Genomic DNA, 15,323 nt, shown 5'->3' on the forward strand with positions numbered 1-15,323 from the left:
GTGCCTGGGGCAGGGCAGCTAGGCCTGCTTTTGCTGCAGCGATCGGCGTGTACTGTTCAGCTTCCATATCGTGGAGATCAGTTGATGATTTACGAAGGTAAAGCCATCACGGTTAAGGCTCTTGAAAGTGGCATCGTCGAGCTCAAGTTCGACCTCAAGGGTGAGTCCGTCAACAAGTTCAACCGCCTGACCCTGAACGAACTGCGCCAGGCCGTCGATGCCATCCAGGCCGACGCCTCGGTCAAGGGCGTGATCGTCAGCAGTGGCAAGGACGTGTTCATCGTCGGCGCCGACATCACCGAGTTCGTCGACAACTTCAAGCTGCCCGAGGCCGAACTGGTCGCCGGCAACCTGGAAGCCAACCGCATCTTCAACGCCTTCGAAGACCTCGAAGTGCCGACCGTCGCCGCCATCAACGGCATCGCCCTGGGCGGTGGCCTGGAAATGTGCCTGGCCGCCGACTACCGGGTCATGTCCACCAGCGCCAAGATCGGCCTGCCGGAAGTCAAGCTGGGTATCTACCCGGGCTTCGGTGGCACCGTGCGCCTGCCGCGCCTGATCGGTTCGGACAACGCCATCGAGTGGATCGCTGCCGGCAAGGAAAACCGTGCCGAAGACGCCCTGAAAGTGGGTGCCGTCGACGCCGTGGTCGCGCCTGAACTGCTGATGGCCGGTGCCCTTGACCTGGTCAAGCGCGCCATCAGTGGCGAGCTGGACTACAAGGCCAAGCGCCAGCCCAAGCTGGAAAAGCTCAAGCTCAACGCCATCGAGCAGATGATGGCCTTCGAGACTGCCAAGGGCTTCGTCGCCGGCCAGGCCGGCCCGAACTACCCAGCCCCGGTCGAAGCCATCAAGACCATCCAGAAGGCTGCCAACTTCGGCCGTGACAAGGCCCTGGAAGTCGAAGCCGCAGGCTTCGCCAAGCTGGCCAAGACCTCGGTTGCCGAGAGCCTGATCGGCCTGTTCCTCAACGACCAGGAACTCAAGCGCAAGGCCAAGGCGCATGACGAAATCGCCCACGACGTGAAGCAGGCCGCCGTGCTCGGCGCTGGCATCATGGGTGGCGGCATCGCCTACCAGTCGGCGGTCAAGGGCACCCCGATCCTGATGAAGGATATCCGCGAGGAAGCCATCCAGCTGGGCCTGAACGAGGCCTCCAAGCTGCTCGGCAACCGCGTCGAGAAGGGCCGCCTGACCCCGGCCAAGATGGCCGAGGCACTCAACGCCATTCGCCCGACCCTGTCCTATGGCGATTTCGCCAATGTCGACATCGTCGTCGAGGCCGTGGTCGAGAACCCGAAAGTCAAGCAGGCCGTGCTGGCTGAAGTGGAAACCCAGGTGAAGGACGATGCGATCCTCGCTTCCAACACCTCGACCATTTCCATCAACCTGCTGGCCAAGGCGCTCAAGCGCCCGGAAAACTTCGTCGGCATGCACTTCTTCAACCCGGTGCACATGATGCCGCTGGTGGAAGTTATCCGTGGCGAGAAGTCCAGTGAAGTGGCGGTCGCCACCACCGTGGCCTACGCCAAGAAAATGGGCAAGAACCCGATCGTGGTCAACGATTGCCCGGGCTTCCTGGTCAACCGCGTGCTGTTCCCGTACTTCGGCGGCTTCGCCAAGCTGGTAAGCGCCGGTGTCGACTTCGTGCGAATCGACAAGGTCATGGAAAAGTTCGGCTGGCCGATGGGCCCGGCGTACCTGATGGACGTGGTCGGCATCGACACCGGCCACCACGGCCGCGACGTGATGGCCGAAGGCTTCCCGGACCGCATGAAGGACGAGCGCCGCTCGGCTGTTGACGCACTGTACGAGGCCAACCGCCTGGGCCAGAAGAACGGCAAGGGCTTCTACGCCTACGAAACCGACAAGCGCGGCAAGCCGAAGAAGGTCGCCGACGCCAGCGTGCTCGACGTGCTCAAGCCGATCGTCTTCGAGCAGCGTGAAGTCACCGACGAAGACATCATCAACTGGATGATGATCCCGCTGTGCCTGGAGACCGTGCGCTGCCTGGAAGACGGCATCGTCGAAACCGCCGCCGAAGCCGACATGGGCCTGGTCTACGGCATTGGCTTCCCTCCCTTCCGCGGTGGTGCGCTGCGCTACATCGACTCGATCGGTGTGGCCGAATTCGTTGCCCTGGCCGATCAGTATGCCGACCTGGGGCCGCTGTACCACCCGACCGCCAAGCTGCGTGAAATGGCCAAGAACGGCCAGCGCTTCTTCAACTGAGCGGTCAACGAGCTAGAGCGAGAGATTTGATATGAGCCTGAATCCAAGAGACGTGGTGATTGTCGACTTCGGTCGCACGCCGATGGGCCGCTCCAAGGGTGGCATGCACCGCAATACCCGCGCCGAAGACATGTCGGCGCACCTGATCAGCAAGCTGCTGGAACGCAACGACAAGGTCGACCCGAAAGAAGTCGAGGACGTGATCTGGGGCTGCGTCAATCAGACCCTCGAGCAGGGCTGGAACATCGCCCGCATGGCCTCGCTGATGACCCAGATCCCGCACACCTCCGCGGCGCAGACCGTCAGCCGCCTGTGCGGCTCGTCGATGAGCGCGCTGCACACCGCCGCCCAGGCGATCATGACCGGCAACGGTGATGTATTCGTGGTCGGTGGCGTGGAGCACATGGGCCACGTCAGCATGATGCATGGCGTCGACCCCAACCCGCACCTGTCCTTGCATGCCGCCAAGGCTTCCGGGATGATGGGCCTGACCGCGGAAATGCTCGGCAAGATGCACGGTATCACCCGTGAGCAGCAGGATCTGTTCGGCCTGCGTTCGCACCAGCTGGCGCACAAGGCCACGGTCGAAGGCAAGTTCAAGGACGAAATCATCCCGATGCAGGGCTATGACGAGAACGGCTTCCTGAAGGTGTTCGATTTCGACGAAACCATTCGCCCGGAAACCACCCTCGAAGGCCTGGCGTCGCTGAAGCCGGCGTTCAACCCGAAAGGCGGTACCGTCACTGCCGGTACCTCGTCGCAGATCACCGACGGTGCGTCGTGCATGATTGTCATGTCCGGCCAGCGCGCCATGGACCTGGGTATCCAGCCATTGGCGGTCATCCGTTCCATGGCGGTGGCTGGTGTCGACCCGGCGATCATGGGCTATGGCCCGGTGCCGTCGACCCAGAAAGCCCTCAAGCGTGCTGGCCTGACCATGGCCGACATCGACTTCATCGAGCTCAACGAAGCCTTCGCTGCACAGGCCCTGCCAGTGCTGAAAGACTTGAAAGTACTCGACAAGATGGATGAGAAGGTTAACCTGCACGGCGGCGCCATTGCCTTGGGCCACCCGTTCGGTTGCTCCGGGGCACGGATTTCCGGCACCCTGCTCAATGTCATGAAGCAGAATGGCGGTACCCTGGGGGTGGCGACCATGTGCGTCGGCCTCGGCCAAGGTATCACCACTGTCTTCGAACGCGTCTGATCGCGTAGCGGGACAGCGACCGGGGCCTTGTGCCCCGGTTTTGTTTTTTACAGGTTTTATTCAAGAGGGTGGGCAACATGCAGATACAACCAGGCGTATACCGGCATTACAAAGGGCCTGAGTACCGTGTCTTCAGTGTTGCGCGGCACTCCGAAAGCGAAGAGTGGATGGTGTTCTACCAATGCCTGTATGGTGATTACAGCTTCTGGGTACGGCCACTTTCGATGTTCCAGGAGTCCGTCGAGGTTGACGGCGAGCAGGTGCCACGCTTTGCTTTGGTCAAGGCCGAAGAGGGGCTGCCCGGGTTGCTGGGCAAGTCGCACGAGTGATAGTCCGAACTTGACCTCACACTTTTGCCACTATATATAGCGGTGCCGCGTCTGGCACCTGACGCGTTTTTCATCTTCAGATTCAGGAATACTCCGATCCATGGGCAAATCGCTGGTCATTGTGGAATCCCCGGCCAAGGCCAAGACCATCAACAAGTACCTGGGCAACCAGTACGTGGTGAAGTCGAGTATCGGCCATATCCGAGACCTCCCCACCAGCGGTTCGGCCAGCGCCAGCAAAGAGCCAGCCGCCAAGCGTGGCAAGGCCGCGGGTGAGGCTCCGGCCCTGTCGCCGAAGGAAAAGGCCCGCCGCCAGCTGGTGGCACGCATGGGCGTCGACCCCGACCACGGCTGGAAGGCCAAGTACGAGATCCTGCCTGGCAAGGAAAAGGTGATCGAAGAGCTGCGCCGCCTGGCGAAGGACGCCGACACCATCTATCTCGCAACCGACTTGGACCGCGAAGGGGAAGCCATTGCCTGGCACCTGCGCGAGGCCATCGGCGGCGACGACACCCGCTACAAGCGCGTGGTGTTCAACGAAATCACCAAGAAGGCCATCCAGGAAGCCTTCTCGCAGCCGGGCGAGCTGGATATCGACCGGGTCAACGCGCAGCAGGCGCGGCGTTTCCTCGACCGCGTGGTCGGCTACATGGTTTCGCCGCTGCTGTGGGCCAAGATCGCCCGTGGCCTGTCCGCCGGCCGTGTACAGTCGGTGGCGGTGAAGCTGGTGGTGGAGCGCGAGCGCGAAATCCGCGCGTTCATCCCGGAAGAGTACTGGGAAATCCACGCCGACCTCGGCACCGCCAAGAACGCCAAGGTGCGTTTCGAAGTGGCACGCGAGAAGGGTGAGGCCTTCAAGCCGCTGAACGAAGCCCAGGCCATGGCCGCGCTGGAGAAGCTCAAGGCTTCCAGCTACAGCGTGGTCAAGCGCGAAGATCGCCCGACCAGCAGCAAGCCGTCGGCACCGTTCATTACCTCCACCTTGCAGCAGGCCGCCAGCAACCGCCTGGGCTTCGGTGTGAAGAAAACCATGATGATGGCCCAGCGCTTGTACGAAGCCGGCTACATCACCTACATGCGTACCGACTCCACCAACCTGTCGGCCGACGCCCTGGACATGGCGCGCAGCTACATCGAGCGCGAGTTCGGCAAGCAGTACCTGCCCGAGGCACCGCTGGTGTACGGCAGCAAGGAAGGCGCCCAGGAGGCGCACGAAGCGATTCGTCCTTCCGACGTGAATACCCACCCGAGCAAGCTCACTGGCATGGAGCGCGACGCCGAGCGCCTGTACGAGCTGATCTGGCGCCAGTTCCTGGCCTGCCAGATGCCGCCAGCGCAGTACCTGTCCACCAGCGTCACCGTGGCCGCGGGCGACTTCGAGCTGCGTGCCAAGGGCCGTATCCTCAAGTTTGACGGTTACACCCGTGTGCTGCCGCAGCAGAGCAAGCCTGGCGAAGACGACGTGTTGCCGGAAATGGTCCAGGGCGAAGCGCTGAAGCTGATCCAGATCGACCCGAGCCAGCACTTCACCAAGCCACCGGCACGCTTCACGGAAGCCAGCCTGGTCAAGGAAATGGAAAAGCGCGGGATCGGCCGCCCGTCGACCTATGCGGCGATCATTTCGACCATTCAGGACCGTGGCTATGTGACCCTGCACAACCGCCGCTTCTATTCCGAGAAGATGGGCGACATCGTCACCGAGCGCCTGTCCGAGAGCTTCTCCAACCTGATGGACTACGGCTTTACCGCCGACATGGAAGAGAACCTCGACGACGTGGCCCAGGGCGAGCGTGACTGGAAGAACGTGCTCGACGAGTTCTACGGCGACTTCAGCAAGAAACTGCAGACCGCCGAGTCCAGCGAAGACGGCATGCGCGCCAACCAACCGACCATGACCAACATTCCGTGCAAGGAATGTGGCCGGCCGATGATGATCCGCACTGCCTCCACCGGCGTGTTCCTCGGTTGCTCGGGCTACAGCCTGCCGCCGAAAGAGCGCTGCAAGGCCACCGTCAACCTGGTGCCGGGCGACGAGATTGCCGCCGACGACGAGGGCGAATCGGAATCCCGCGTGTTGCTGGGCAAGCACCGTTGCCCGATCTGCGCCACGGCGATGGATGCCTACCTGCTGGACGAGAAGCACAAGCTGCACATCTGCGGTAACAACCCGGATTGCGCCGGCTACGAGATCGAGGAAGGCAACTACCGCATCAAGGGTTACGAAGGGCCGAGCCTGGAGTGCGACAAGTGTGGCAGCGAGATGCAGTTGAAGACTGGCCGTTTCGGCAAGTTCTTCGGTTGCACCAACCCGGCGTGCAAGAACACCCGCAAGCTGCTCAAGAGCGGCGAGGCGGCGCCACCGAAGATGGACAAGGTGGACATGCCAGAGCTCAAGTGCGAGAAGGTCGACGATACCTACGTGCTGCGTGATGGCGCTTCGGGGCTGTTCCTGGCCGCCAGCCAGTTCCCCAAGAACCGCGAAACCCGCGCACCGCTGGTGCTGGAGATCGTGCCACACAAGCATGAGATCGATCCGAAGTACCACTTCCTGTGTGATGCGCCGCAGAAAGACCCGGAAGGCCGCCCGGCGGTGATCCGCTACAGCCGCAAGACCAAGGAGCAGTACGTGCAGTCCGAGGTTGATGGCAAGCCGACCGGCTGGAAGGCGTTCTACGACGGCAATGCGTGGAAGGTTGAAGACAAGCGCTGATCCGTCAGTGCTGTAATTGGGGCCGCTTCGCGCCCCTTCGCGGGCTTGCCCGCTCCTACAGGTACAGCGCAGGCCTTGGGCTTGATGGAGTTCCTGTGGGAGCGGGCAAGCCCGCGAAGGGACGCAAAGCGGCCCCAATCATTTATGATGAGGCTATCCGCCTTGCAGCCTTAGGGAGGGCACTGAAATGGCCCAGGAACTCTACACCCGCACCAATCAGAAACTGTTCTTTGCCGGCCTCGCCCTGGAGTCCATGGCCAAGGCCGAACAAAGCCAGGCCATGAATGCCCAGGGCCTGGTCCAGGCCGAGCGCGAGTCGGCGCTGTTCCATCTCTACGGCGCACTGCTGGGCCTGTGTCATGAAATTGGTGGCTTCTACCGCCTGCCAGTTGTTGCAACGGTCGAGCAAGCACTGGCTGACGATGCGCTGAACGGTATCGCCATCCCGGAAGTGGCCGAACTGCTGGAACTGGCCCGCCAGCGCGAAACCTGGCTGGCGCAAATGCTCAGTGCTTATGCCGATTTGTTCCGACCACCGGTCGCGAAAAAAGCGCCAAAAACCGACGTCACCCAGCCATTGATCCAGGCGGTCAATCTCGATGAGCCCGAGCATCCGGCGCTGTCGCGTGCCGAACTGGAAAGCTGGCGCAGCAACCTCAAGGGCCTGGTGAGACGTTTCCGCGACGCGTTGAGTGAGTGCTGATAGCTGCTACGGCTGGTACAATACTGGCCTTTCGCGGAGAACTGCCATTTATGTCTACGTCGTTTCTGGAAATTGTCGAGTTGCCTGATGGCCGCATCGAACTGCGTCGCGCCGAGGATGAGGGCTCTCTGGTAACCCTGGATTTCTCGGAAGACGCCAAGGCGTTCCTGCAGGGTCAGCATGTGGAAGTGGCCAAGGCCATGCTCAGCGTGGGCGTGCAGATGGCCGGTCGCCTGATGGATGGCGAGCTTGAGCGTGATGAAGGGCCGCGTGTGCTGCACTGAGGTGCAGCAGGGCATCAGGTTTCATGCAATGACAGGCAAAGCCTGAACATCAGCCGAGGCGGATGTTCAGGCTTTGTGCGTTTCCGGCACCGGCAGCGCGCAGCAATTGCTGGCGTGCAGTGGCGTTGACGTTGCCCAGCCAGCTGACCACGGTGTGGCTGCGGCCCAGGCGCAAGGCTTCGCAGGCCAGTTGAAGCGGGCTCTGATTGCCGCGAGGTTGCAGCAGCAGGATGCGTTCACGGTTGAGCCCGGCATCGCGCAGCCAGGCCTGGGTCAGGCTTGACGGCGGGGCGATCAGGGTCAGCCAGCGGGTCTCGTCCTCTTCGCTCAGTTCGCGCAGCACGGGTGCCAGCAGGCTTTGGCAGTGCCCGGGGGCTCCGCGCAGCGACAGTTCGCTGAACAGCTCGGGCTGGCTGCTCTTGCGCGCCACTTCGCTGGTTTTCAGGCCAGGCAGTACGGGCTGGGCGAGGAATGCTTCGAACAATGGCAACTGGGCTTGCTCGGGTGCGTGAATGAACTGCTGCATGACGCCTCCTGGATCAGCGGCGAATGACGCCGACGCTCAAGCCCTCGATCACCAGCTCCTGTTCTTTCAGGTCGACTTCGATGGGGGCGAATTCGGGGTTTTCGGCAAGCAGCCAGACCTTGCTGCCTTCGCGCTTGAAGCGCTTGACGGTGACTTCGTCGCCGATGCGGGCCACGACGATCTGGCCGTTGCGGGCTTCGCGGCAGGTGTGTACCGCCAGCAGGTCGCCATCGAAGATGCCGACATCCTTCATGCTCATGCCGTGTACGCGCAGCAGATAGTCGGCCTGGGGGTGGAAGAAGTCGGGGTTGATGTTGCAGGATTGCTCGATGTGCTGTTCGGCAAGGATCGGCGCACCGGCGGCAACCCGGCCGATGATTGGCAGGCCGCTTTCTTCGGCCTTGGCTTCCAGACCGGGGATGCGAATACCACGGGAGGCGCCCGGGGTCATCTCGATCGCGCCTTTTCGGGCAAGGGCCTTGAGGTGCTCCTCGGCGGCGTTGGGCGACTTGAAGCCCAGCTCCTGAGCGATCTCGGCGCGCGTCGGCGGGAAGCCGTTGTCTTCCAGGCAACGCTTGATGAACGCGAGAATTTCGGCTTGGCGTGGCGTCAGTTTCAACATGGTGAGCGCTCTGTCTTTTTGTACAGTGACTGGGATTATATACAGTACTGGATGCGCTGCAAGCCAAAACCTGCAATAAACAGCAGCAATGGCGCTTGCAGCCGCCCGCCTGGCGCTTTTAAATGGCGACCGGCCGGTCACCGAGCCTTGACAGAAGCAGGGCTGAAACGTATGTTTCAAACACCTGTTTGTCTGGCGGAGTAGTCGGAGTAGTCATGGCCCAATCGGAAACCGTTGAACGCATTCTCGATGCTGCCGAGCAGCTGTTCGCGGAAAGGGGGTTCGCAGAAACCTCGTTGCGGCTGATTACCAGCAAGGCCGGGGTCAACCTGGCGGCGGTCAACTATCACTTCGGCTCCAAGAAGGCCCTGATCCAGGCAGTGTTCTCGCGCTTCCTCGGGCCGTTCTGCGCCAGCCTCGAGCGTGAGCTGGAGCGGCGCCAGGCCAAGCCGGAGCACAAGCCTAGCCTCGAAGAGCTGCTGGAAATGCTGGTCGAGCAGGCTTTGGCCGTGCAGCCGCGCAGCAACAACGACCTGTCGATCTTCATGCGCCTGCTGGGCCTGGCCTTCAGCCAGAGCCAGGGCCACCTGCGGCGTTACCTGGAAGACATGTACGGCAAGGTGTTCCGCCGCTACATGCTGCTGGTCAACGAGGCTGCACCGCGCATCCCGCCGCTGGAGCTGTTCTGGCGAGTGCACTTCATGCTTGGCGCCGCCGCCTTCAGCATGTCCGGCATCAAGGCCCTGCGGGCGATTGCCGAGACCGATTTCGGCATCAACACCTCGATCGAGCAGGTAATGCGCCTGATGGTGCCGTTCCTGGCTGCGGGCATGCGTGCCGATAGCGGTGTTACCGACGACGCCATGGCCACCGCGCAGCTGCGCCCGCGCACCAAGACCAGCGCAAGCGCCACCACCGCCAAGGCCTGAAGGCTGGGCGGGGCAGGGCGCTTCGGCTAAGCTAGCGCCCATGCCCGACCTCGACTTCCTGCACATTTCCCTCGCTGACCAGTGCCTTTATGGCTTTGCCGATGGCCAGCTGCGCCTGCGCGTGCCGGTTTCCACGGCGCGCAACGGCGCCGGCGAGCGCAACGGCTCGGGTTGCACGCCGTGTGGCCTGCACCAGGTGCGGGCGAAGATCGGTGCGGGCTTGCCGCTGAATGCGGTATTGGCCGGGCGGCGCTGGACCGGCGAGGTGTGGTCGCCGGCCTTGCATGCGCAATGCCCCGGCCGGGACTGGATCCTTACCCGCATTCTCTGGCTCAGTGGCTGCGAGCCGGGTGTCAACCGCCTGGGTGCGGTCGACACCTTCCGCCGTTATATCTACTTGCACGGCACCCCGGATACGGAACCCATGGGCGTAGCGCTGTCCCATGGTTGCATACGCCTGCGCAACACCGATTTGCTAAGCCTGTTCGAGCAGGTGCCGGCCCATTGCCCGGTGCGCATCGAGCAGGCCGCCTGCCCCCAGTGGGCTTCTCTCAGTCTTCAATGAAGGATTACCCAATGACTGTCAGCCTGCAAGGCTCCCTGATGGTGGATATCGCCGGTAAATGGCTGACCGCCGAAGACCGTCACCTGCTGCGCCAGCCTGAAGTGGCCGGCCTGATCATCTTTGCCCGCAACATCGACAGCCCGCGCCAGGTGCGTGAACTGTGCGCGTCGATCCGCGCCATCCGCCCCGACCTGATCCTGGCGGTGGACCAGGAGGGCGGCCGGGTGCAGCGCCTGCGCCAGGGCTTTGTGCGCCTGCCGGCCATGCGTGCCCTGGCCGACAATGACAACGCCGAGTACCTGGCCGAGCAGTGCGGTTGGTTGATGGCGACCGAGGTGCTGGCGGTTGGCCTGGACCTCAGCTTTGCCCCGGTACTCGACCTGGACCACCAGCGCAGCGCCGTGGTGGGCAGCCGCGCCTTCGAGGGTGACCCGCTGCGCGCCACGCAACTGGCCGGGGCGTTCATCCGTGGCATGAATGCGGCGGGCATGGCGGCTTGTGGCAAGCACTTCCCGGGGCATGGCTGGGCCGAAGCGGATTCGCATGTGGCCATTCCCACCGATGAGCGCAGCCTCGAACAGCTGCGCCAGGCCGACCTGGTGCCGTTCACCCGCCTGAGCGGGCAATTGGCGGCAGTGATGCCGGCGCATGTCATCTATCCGCAGGTCGACAACCAGCCGGCTGGCTTCTCGCGGCGCTGGTTGCAGGACATCCTGCGTGGCGAGCTGGGCTTTGACGGGGTGATCTTCAGTGATGACCTGTCGATGGCGGGTGCGCATGTGGTCGGGGACGCGGCCAGTCGGATCGAGGCGGCGTTGAGTGCTGGCTGCGACATGGGCCTGGTGTGCAATGACCGGGCGGCGGCGGAGCTGGCGTTGAGTGCGGCGCAGCGGATGAAGGTCAAGCCCTCGCCCCGGATTGCGCGGATGCGTGGGCAAGGGTTTGCGCGGACGGATTATCGCCAGCAGCCGCGGTGGCTGGAGGCGTTGGGGGCGTTGCGGGAGGCGCAGCTGGTCGATTGACCGCGCCGGCCCCTTCGCGGGCATGCCCGCTCCCACAGGTGCTGTGCTGGTTTCGAAATTGGTGTTGTACCTGTGCTGGCCTCTTCGCGGGTGAACCCGCTCCCACAGGTACAGCACCGCCCTTGAGGGCACTGATATCCCTGTGGGAGCGGGTTTACCCGCGAAGAGGCCGGCACAGGCAACACAACAGCCTGAAAAGCAGCGCTGTACCTGTGGGAGCGGGCGTGCCCGCGAAGAGGCCGGTACAGGCAGCGAGGGATTCTAGGCTACCGCCCGCGCTTCCCAGGCAGCGGCGCAAACAGCGCTTCGATCTCTTCATCCCCCAGCCGCCATTGCCCGGCCTGCCCGCCATCCAGCAGGCTCGCCGCCAGCGCCGCCTTCTCCTGCTGCAACAGCTGGATCTTTTCTTCCACTGTCCCCCGGGTGATCAGCTTGAACACGAACACCGGCTTGTCCTGGCCGATGCGGTAGGCGCGGTCGGTAGCCTGGTTCTCGCTGGCCGGGTTCCACCAGGGGTCGAAGTGGATCACCGTGTCTGCGGCCGTCAGGTTCAAGCCCACGCCACCCGCCTTGAGGCTGATCAGGAACACTTCGCTATCACCCTGCTGGAACTGCTGCACCGGCGTGCGCCGGTCGCGGGTGTCACCGGTCAGCAGGCTGTAGCGGATCTTGCGCTTCTCCAGTTCCTGCTCGATCAACGCCAACATCGAGGTGAACTGCGAGAACAACAGCACCCGGCGCCCTTCGCTCAGCAGCTCTTCGAGCATTTCCAGCAGCGCGCCCAGTTTGCCCTTGTCGGCCTGGTTGCCTTTGCTTTCCACCCCTTTGACCAGGCGCAGGTCGCAGCATACCTGGCGCAGCTTGAGCAGGGCGTCGAGGATGATGATCTGGCTGCGCGCGGCGCCATTGCGGGCGATTTCATCGCGGACTTTCTTGTCCATGGCCACCCGCACGGCTTCGTAGGTGTCGCGCTGGGCATCGCTAAGCTCGACCCAGTGCACCATCTCGGTCTTGGCCGGCAGCTCGGTGGCCACCTGCTCCTTGGTGCGGCGCAGCAGGAACGGGCGGATGCGGCTGGCCAGGTGGGCCATGCGCTCGCTGTCGCCGTGGCGCTCGATCGGTGTGCGGTAGTCCTGGTTGAAGCGCTTCAGGTCACCCAGCCAGCCAGGCATGAGGAAGTGGAAAATCGACCACAGCTCGCCCAGGTTGTTTTCCATTGGCGTGCCGGTCAGGCAGACGCGCTGATTGGCCTGCAGCTCGTAAACCGCGAGGGCGGCCTTGCTGGTGCTGCTCTTGATGTTCTGTGCCTCGTCCAGCACCAGCACATGCCAGGCCTGGGCGCGCAGGTGCTCGAGGTCGCGCGGCACCAGGGCATAGGTGGTCAGGACCAGGTCGTATTCGTGCAGTTTGGCGAAATGCTTGCTGCGCCCCGGGCCTTGCAGGGCCAGCACGCGCAGCCCGGGGGCGAAGCGCTGGGCTTCGTCCAGCCAGTTGGGCACCAGGCTGGTCGGCATCACCGCCAGGGCCGGTGCGCTCAGGCGCCCGGACTGTTTCTCCAGCAGCAGGTGTGCCAGGGCCTGCAGGGTCTTGCCCAGCCCCATGTCGTCGCCGAGGATGCCGCCGGTGCCCATCTCGCGCAGCGCCTGCAGCCAGTTCAGGCCTTGTTGCTGGTAAGGGCGCAGGCTGGCCTGTAGCCCGGATGGCGGTTCTACCTGCAAGTCACGGGCATCGCGCAGGCGACGGCCCAGGTCGCGCACATGCTCGCCACCCTCCCAATGCAGGGGCAGGCCGTCGATGTCGTTCAGGCGTGAGGCATCGGCACGGTCCAGGCGCAGGGACGGGCCTGCGGCGTTTTCGTGCAGGTACAGTTCGCCCAGGGTGCCCATCACTGCCTTGATGCGGCCATAGGGCAAGGCAACGCGCAGGGCCGGGGCATCGAGGCGGCCACGGTTGAGGTCGATCAGCAGGTGCTCGTCGTCACTGCGCCGGGCCAGTTCGCTGGGGCGCAGCAGTTCCGGGTTGCTGCGCAGCAGTTGCAGCACGATCGGCAGCAGGCTGTGGCGCTGGCCATCGACCACGATGCCCAGCTCCAGGTCGAACCATTCATGGCCGGGCGCTTCGTCGATGGTGGCGTACCAGTCGTCCACTTCCTGCAGGTTGAAGGCGAAGTCGCGGTGGATGTCAATGTTCCAACCGGCTTCGCGCAGGCGCGGCAGGCCTTCGCGGGCAAAGCGCAGCCAGGCTTCGTCATCGGGCAACTGGAGCATCTCGCCGGCACTGTCAGGCAGGGCCTTGCTCTGCCGGGTGGCGGCCTTGAAACCGAGGTCGCGCAGCACCTTGCGCAGCGCCTGTTCGGCTTGTGGCTGGCGGCGGATGTGCTGGCTGGTGTTGTCTACCAGGCGGGTCAGCGGTTTTTCGTCGCTGCCGCTGGCGCGTAAACCGTCATAGTCGAACGCCAGTGCGGCCCGATGCTGCATCTGCCGCTGCATGCGGCCGGTCTTGGGCATGTAGGCGCTGAATTCAAGGCTGCCCAGCGTCAGGTGCGGCCTGGGTTGAATACTGTCGATCTGTTCACTGCGTACGCTTGTAGGCGTTGGAACCTGGCGATTCAGTGCATTCAAGCGGTGGCTCAGGGGGATGATCAAGTGTTCGGGCACCGTAGGTGCGCTTGCCAGTTGGCTGGCAATGAACGGGTCAAGATCATGTACAAGCTTGCCAGTCATGCCCGTCTGGGTATCGATGTAATAGAGCGGGTCGAGCGGCAGTGCCATGTCATGCATCCGCTCATCATGGTGCCACGCACCACGATAGCTGCCGTTCTCAAGCCTCATCCAGCGAAACTCGGCCGGCAGTGTCGGCCCGGGGGCTAGTGGCAACAGTTGCTCGCCGTAGATCAGGCGGCCACTGGCCAGTGCGAACTCGTACAGCTCTGCGCCTTGCTTTCCTTCCAGCCTTGCGATTGGCATGTTGGTGTTTTTGCCAAGGGCGTCAATCAGCCTGAGGATGCGCAGGTCCTCATCAGTTACGTAACGTGGCGTGTAGTAGAGCATCTCAGGCAGCGAGCTGGCACGGGCGAGTTTCAGCTGGCCATCGGCTTCGCGGGTGCCTTTGGATACGCTGAGCGTGCAAAGGCCGTGCTCATTAACGACCTTGTAGTAGAGCGACGGGCCTTTGCGCCTGGCAGGCTCGGCAGGCTTTGTCGGAGCTTCCAGGGCCTCGACCCAATGGGCGAGTTCAGGTGGGAGGTCCAGAGATTGCCGGGCTGCGTCAACCGTTGGGTGAGGGGCATCATGGCTGCCCTCGGCGTAATCCGGCCCGCGCTCCAGCAAATAGAGCGCAGCCGCACAATGCTTGCAGTCTTCGCCCACCGGGCATGAGCAAGTGCCTCGGCACTCCAGGCCATCTTCCGTCATGTCCAGCGTGATGCGCTGGTAGTAGGTCCGGCCGCCGGAACCTGCGCACTGGGCGCGGACGGTCATGTCGAGGATGGACACGATTTCGCTTCTGCCTTCCTCGGCGTAGTCCAGGCCGCGTTGCAGGGACTTGCGGTCAAACGCGAACGTCCAGCCGTCGTGCTCCCGCACAAAGAACTGCGCATCGCTCTCGCTCACATCACTGCTCCATCATCTCCGGGTCCATCACTGGCATTTTAGGCGTACCTGGTGGTGTCACCTTCAGCAGCACCGCCAGGTGCCCACCGTCGAGGAAGGTCAGCTGGCCGCCCTTGACGTTGCTGTTGCTCTGCTTGAACTGCTCGCTTTGCAGCACGCTGCCGTTGCCGTCCAGCTGGTTGACCCAGAAGTTGGCCTCGACCGCAATGAAACGGCCCTCGGCGATGCTCAGGTTGCCTTCGATGGGGAAGTGGCCGAACTGCTCGGTGCCTTCGCCCAGGGCGATGCGGCTGGGCTCGCTGCCCACTTGCTGCTGCCAGGCCTTGTGCAGTAGCACGGTGTAGTCCGCGGTGGCTTCCAGGCGGGTGGCTTCGTCTTCCAGCGCCAGGCGGCGCTCGGCGTCCTTTTCCAGGCGTGGAGCGCCAGCGCTCCAGTCTTCGGGGGCGAACGGGCTGGTGAAGGCGGGCACGCTGTTCTGCCGCACCAGGATCATTTCTACCTGATACAGGCCTTCGGCGAAGGCGGCCGGGGCGAACAGCGCCAGCAGCAGGGTCAGGCAACGGATGGCACGCATGGATCTTCC

At 63.4% G+C, this 15,323-nt stretch carries 13 protein-coding genes; 9 read left to right on the forward strand and 4 right to left on the reverse strand.

The window, feature by feature from the left end; all coding sequences use genetic code 11:
• The first annotated feature begins 84 nt into the window (after window positions 1-84).
• From fadB to CAG46_RS20180, 6 genes are all read left to right on the forward strand, one after another.
• The gene (gene fadB, locus CAG46_RS20155) at window positions 85-2,232 is read left to right on the forward strand and encodes a fatty acid oxidation complex subunit alpha FadB (RefSeq protein ID WP_025338323.1); all 2,148 of its coding nucleotides are present in this window, start codon (window positions 85-87) and stop codon (window positions 2,230-2,232) included.
• Window positions 2,233-2,263: 31 nt separating this feature from the next.
• The gene (gene fadA / locus CAG46_RS20160; protein WP_013971712.1) at window positions 2,264-3,439 is read left to right on the forward strand and encodes an acetyl-CoA C-acyltransferase FadA; all 1,176 of its coding nucleotides are present in this window, start codon (window positions 2,264-2,266) and stop codon (window positions 3,437-3,439) included.
• Window positions 3,440-3,516: 77 nt separating this feature from the next.
• Window positions 3,517-3,768 carry a DUF1653 domain-containing protein gene (locus CAG46_RS20165; RefSeq protein ID WP_023661154.1) on the forward strand — a complete coding sequence of 84 codons (252 nt, stop codon included), beginning with the start codon at window positions 3,517-3,519 and terminating at the stop codon, window positions 3,766-3,768.
• 100 nt (window positions 3,769-3,868) lie between these two features.
• Window positions 3,869-6,478, forward strand: a complete 2,610-nt coding sequence (gene topA, locus CAG46_RS20170; RefSeq protein WP_025338324.1) for a type I DNA topoisomerase — start codon at window positions 3,869-3,871, stop codon at window positions 6,476-6,478.
• A gap of 187 nt (window positions 6,479-6,665) precedes the next feature.
• Window positions 6,666-7,181: a DUF6586 family protein gene (locus CAG46_RS20175; RefSeq protein WP_025338325.1), complete on the forward strand. Its 516-nt coding sequence runs from the start codon at window positions 6,666-6,668 to the stop codon at window positions 7,179-7,181.
• 50 nt (window positions 7,182-7,231) lie between these two features.
• Window positions 7,232-7,465 carry a hypothetical protein gene (locus tag CAG46_RS20180; protein WP_004376430.1) on the forward strand — a complete coding sequence of 78 codons (234 nt, stop codon included), beginning with the start codon at window positions 7,232-7,234 and terminating at the stop codon, window positions 7,463-7,465.
• Between the two features lie 49 nt (window positions 7,466-7,514).
• Here the strand turns inward: CAG46_RS20180 and sulA are convergent, their stop codons facing one another.
• Window positions 7,515-7,991 carry an SOS-induced cell division inhibitor SulA gene (sulA, locus tag CAG46_RS20185; RefSeq protein ID WP_025338326.1) on the reverse strand — a complete coding sequence of 159 codons (477 nt, stop codon included), beginning with the start codon at window positions 7,989-7,991 and terminating at the stop codon, window positions 7,515-7,517.
• A 13-nt stretch (window positions 7,992-8,004) separates the two neighbouring features.
• Entirely contained in the window at window positions 8,005-8,613 is a 609-nt protein-coding gene (gene lexA / locus CAG46_RS20190) for a transcriptional repressor LexA (RefSeq protein WP_004376420.1), read from the reverse strand.
• A 215-nt stretch (window positions 8,614-8,828) separates the two neighbouring features.
• Here lexA and CAG46_RS20195 point away from each other — a divergent pair, with 215 nt between their 5' ends.
• Genes CAG46_RS20195 through nagZ form a run of 3 tightly spaced genes read left to right on the forward strand, consistent with a single transcriptional unit; the run spans window position 8,829 to window position 11,129 of the window.
• Entirely contained in the window at window positions 8,829-9,542 is a 714-nt protein-coding gene (locus CAG46_RS20195; RefSeq protein ID WP_075044216.1) for a TetR/AcrR family transcriptional regulator, read from the forward strand.
• Between the two features lie 40 nt (window positions 9,543-9,582).
• Complete coding sequence (locus CAG46_RS20200; protein WP_025338328.1) at window positions 9,583-10,107, forward strand: L,D-transpeptidase; 525 nt, start codon at window positions 9,583-9,585, stop codon at window positions 10,105-10,107.
• Window positions 10,108-10,130: 23 nt separating this feature from the next.
• The gene (gene nagZ, locus CAG46_RS20205) at window positions 10,131-11,129 is read left to right on the forward strand and encodes a beta-N-acetylhexosaminidase (RefSeq protein ID WP_170931124.1); all 999 of its coding nucleotides are present in this window, start codon (window positions 10,131-10,133) and stop codon (window positions 11,127-11,129) included.
• Window positions 11,130-11,395: 266 nt separating this feature from the next.
• Here the strand turns inward: nagZ and CAG46_RS20215 are convergent, their stop codons facing one another.
• On the reverse strand, window positions 11,396-14,740 hold the full coding sequence (locus CAG46_RS20215; protein WP_085617228.1) for a DEAD/DEAH box helicase: 3,345 nt from the start codon (window positions 14,738-14,740) through the stop codon (window positions 11,396-11,398).
• 1 nt (window position 14,741) lies between these two features.
• Entirely contained in the window at window positions 14,742-15,314 is a 573-nt protein-coding gene (locus CAG46_RS20220) for a CsiV family protein (RefSeq protein ID WP_004376408.1), read from the reverse strand.
• Window positions 15,315-15,323 lie beyond the last annotated feature (9 nt).

This window comes from Pseudomonas sp. B23(2017), from assembly GCF_002113725.1.
Taxonomy (GTDB): domain Bacteria; phylum Pseudomonadota; class Gammaproteobacteria; order Pseudomonadales; family Pseudomonadaceae; genus Aquipseudomonas; species Aquipseudomonas putida_Z.

Bases quoted from the DNA above. Each gene is read 5' to 3' on its own strand.
- fadB (WP_025338323.1), top strand. From the start codon at position 85: ATGATTTACGAAGGTAAAGCCATCACGGTTAAGGCTCTTGAAAGTGGC.
- fadA (WP_013971712.1), top strand. From the start codon at position 2,264: ATGAGCCTGAATCCAAGAGACGTGGTGATTGTCGACTTCGGTCGCACG.
- CAG46_RS20165 (WP_023661154.1), top strand. From the start codon at position 3,517: ATGCAGATACAACCAGGCGTATACCGGCATTACAAAGGGCCTGAGTAC.
- topA (WP_025338324.1), top strand. From the start codon at position 3,869: ATGGGCAAATCGCTGGTCATTGTGGAATCCCCGGCCAAGGCCAAGACC.
- CAG46_RS20175 (WP_025338325.1), top strand. From the start codon at position 6,666: ATGGCCCAGGAACTCTACACCCGCACCAATCAGAAACTGTTCTTTGCC.
- CAG46_RS20180 (WP_004376430.1), top strand. From the start codon at position 7,232: ATGTCTACGTCGTTTCTGGAAATTGTCGAGTTGCCTGATGGCCGCATC.
- sulA (WP_025338326.1), bottom strand. From the start codon at position 7,991: ATGCAGCAGTTCATTCACGCACCCGAGCAAGCCCAGTTGCCATTGTTC.
- lexA (WP_004376420.1), bottom strand. From the start codon at position 8,613: ATGTTGAAACTGACGCCACGCCAAGCCGAAATTCTCGCGTTCATCAAG.
- CAG46_RS20195 (WP_075044216.1), top strand. From the start codon at position 8,829: ATGGCCCAATCGGAAACCGTTGAACGCATTCTCGATGCTGCCGAGCAG.
- CAG46_RS20200 (WP_025338328.1), top strand. From the start codon at position 9,583: ATGCCCGACCTCGACTTCCTGCACATTTCCCTCGCTGACCAGTGCCTT.
- CAG46_RS20220 (WP_004376408.1), bottom strand. From the start codon at position 15,314: ATGCGTGCCATCCGTTGCCTGACCCTGCTGCTGGCGCTGTTCGCCCCG.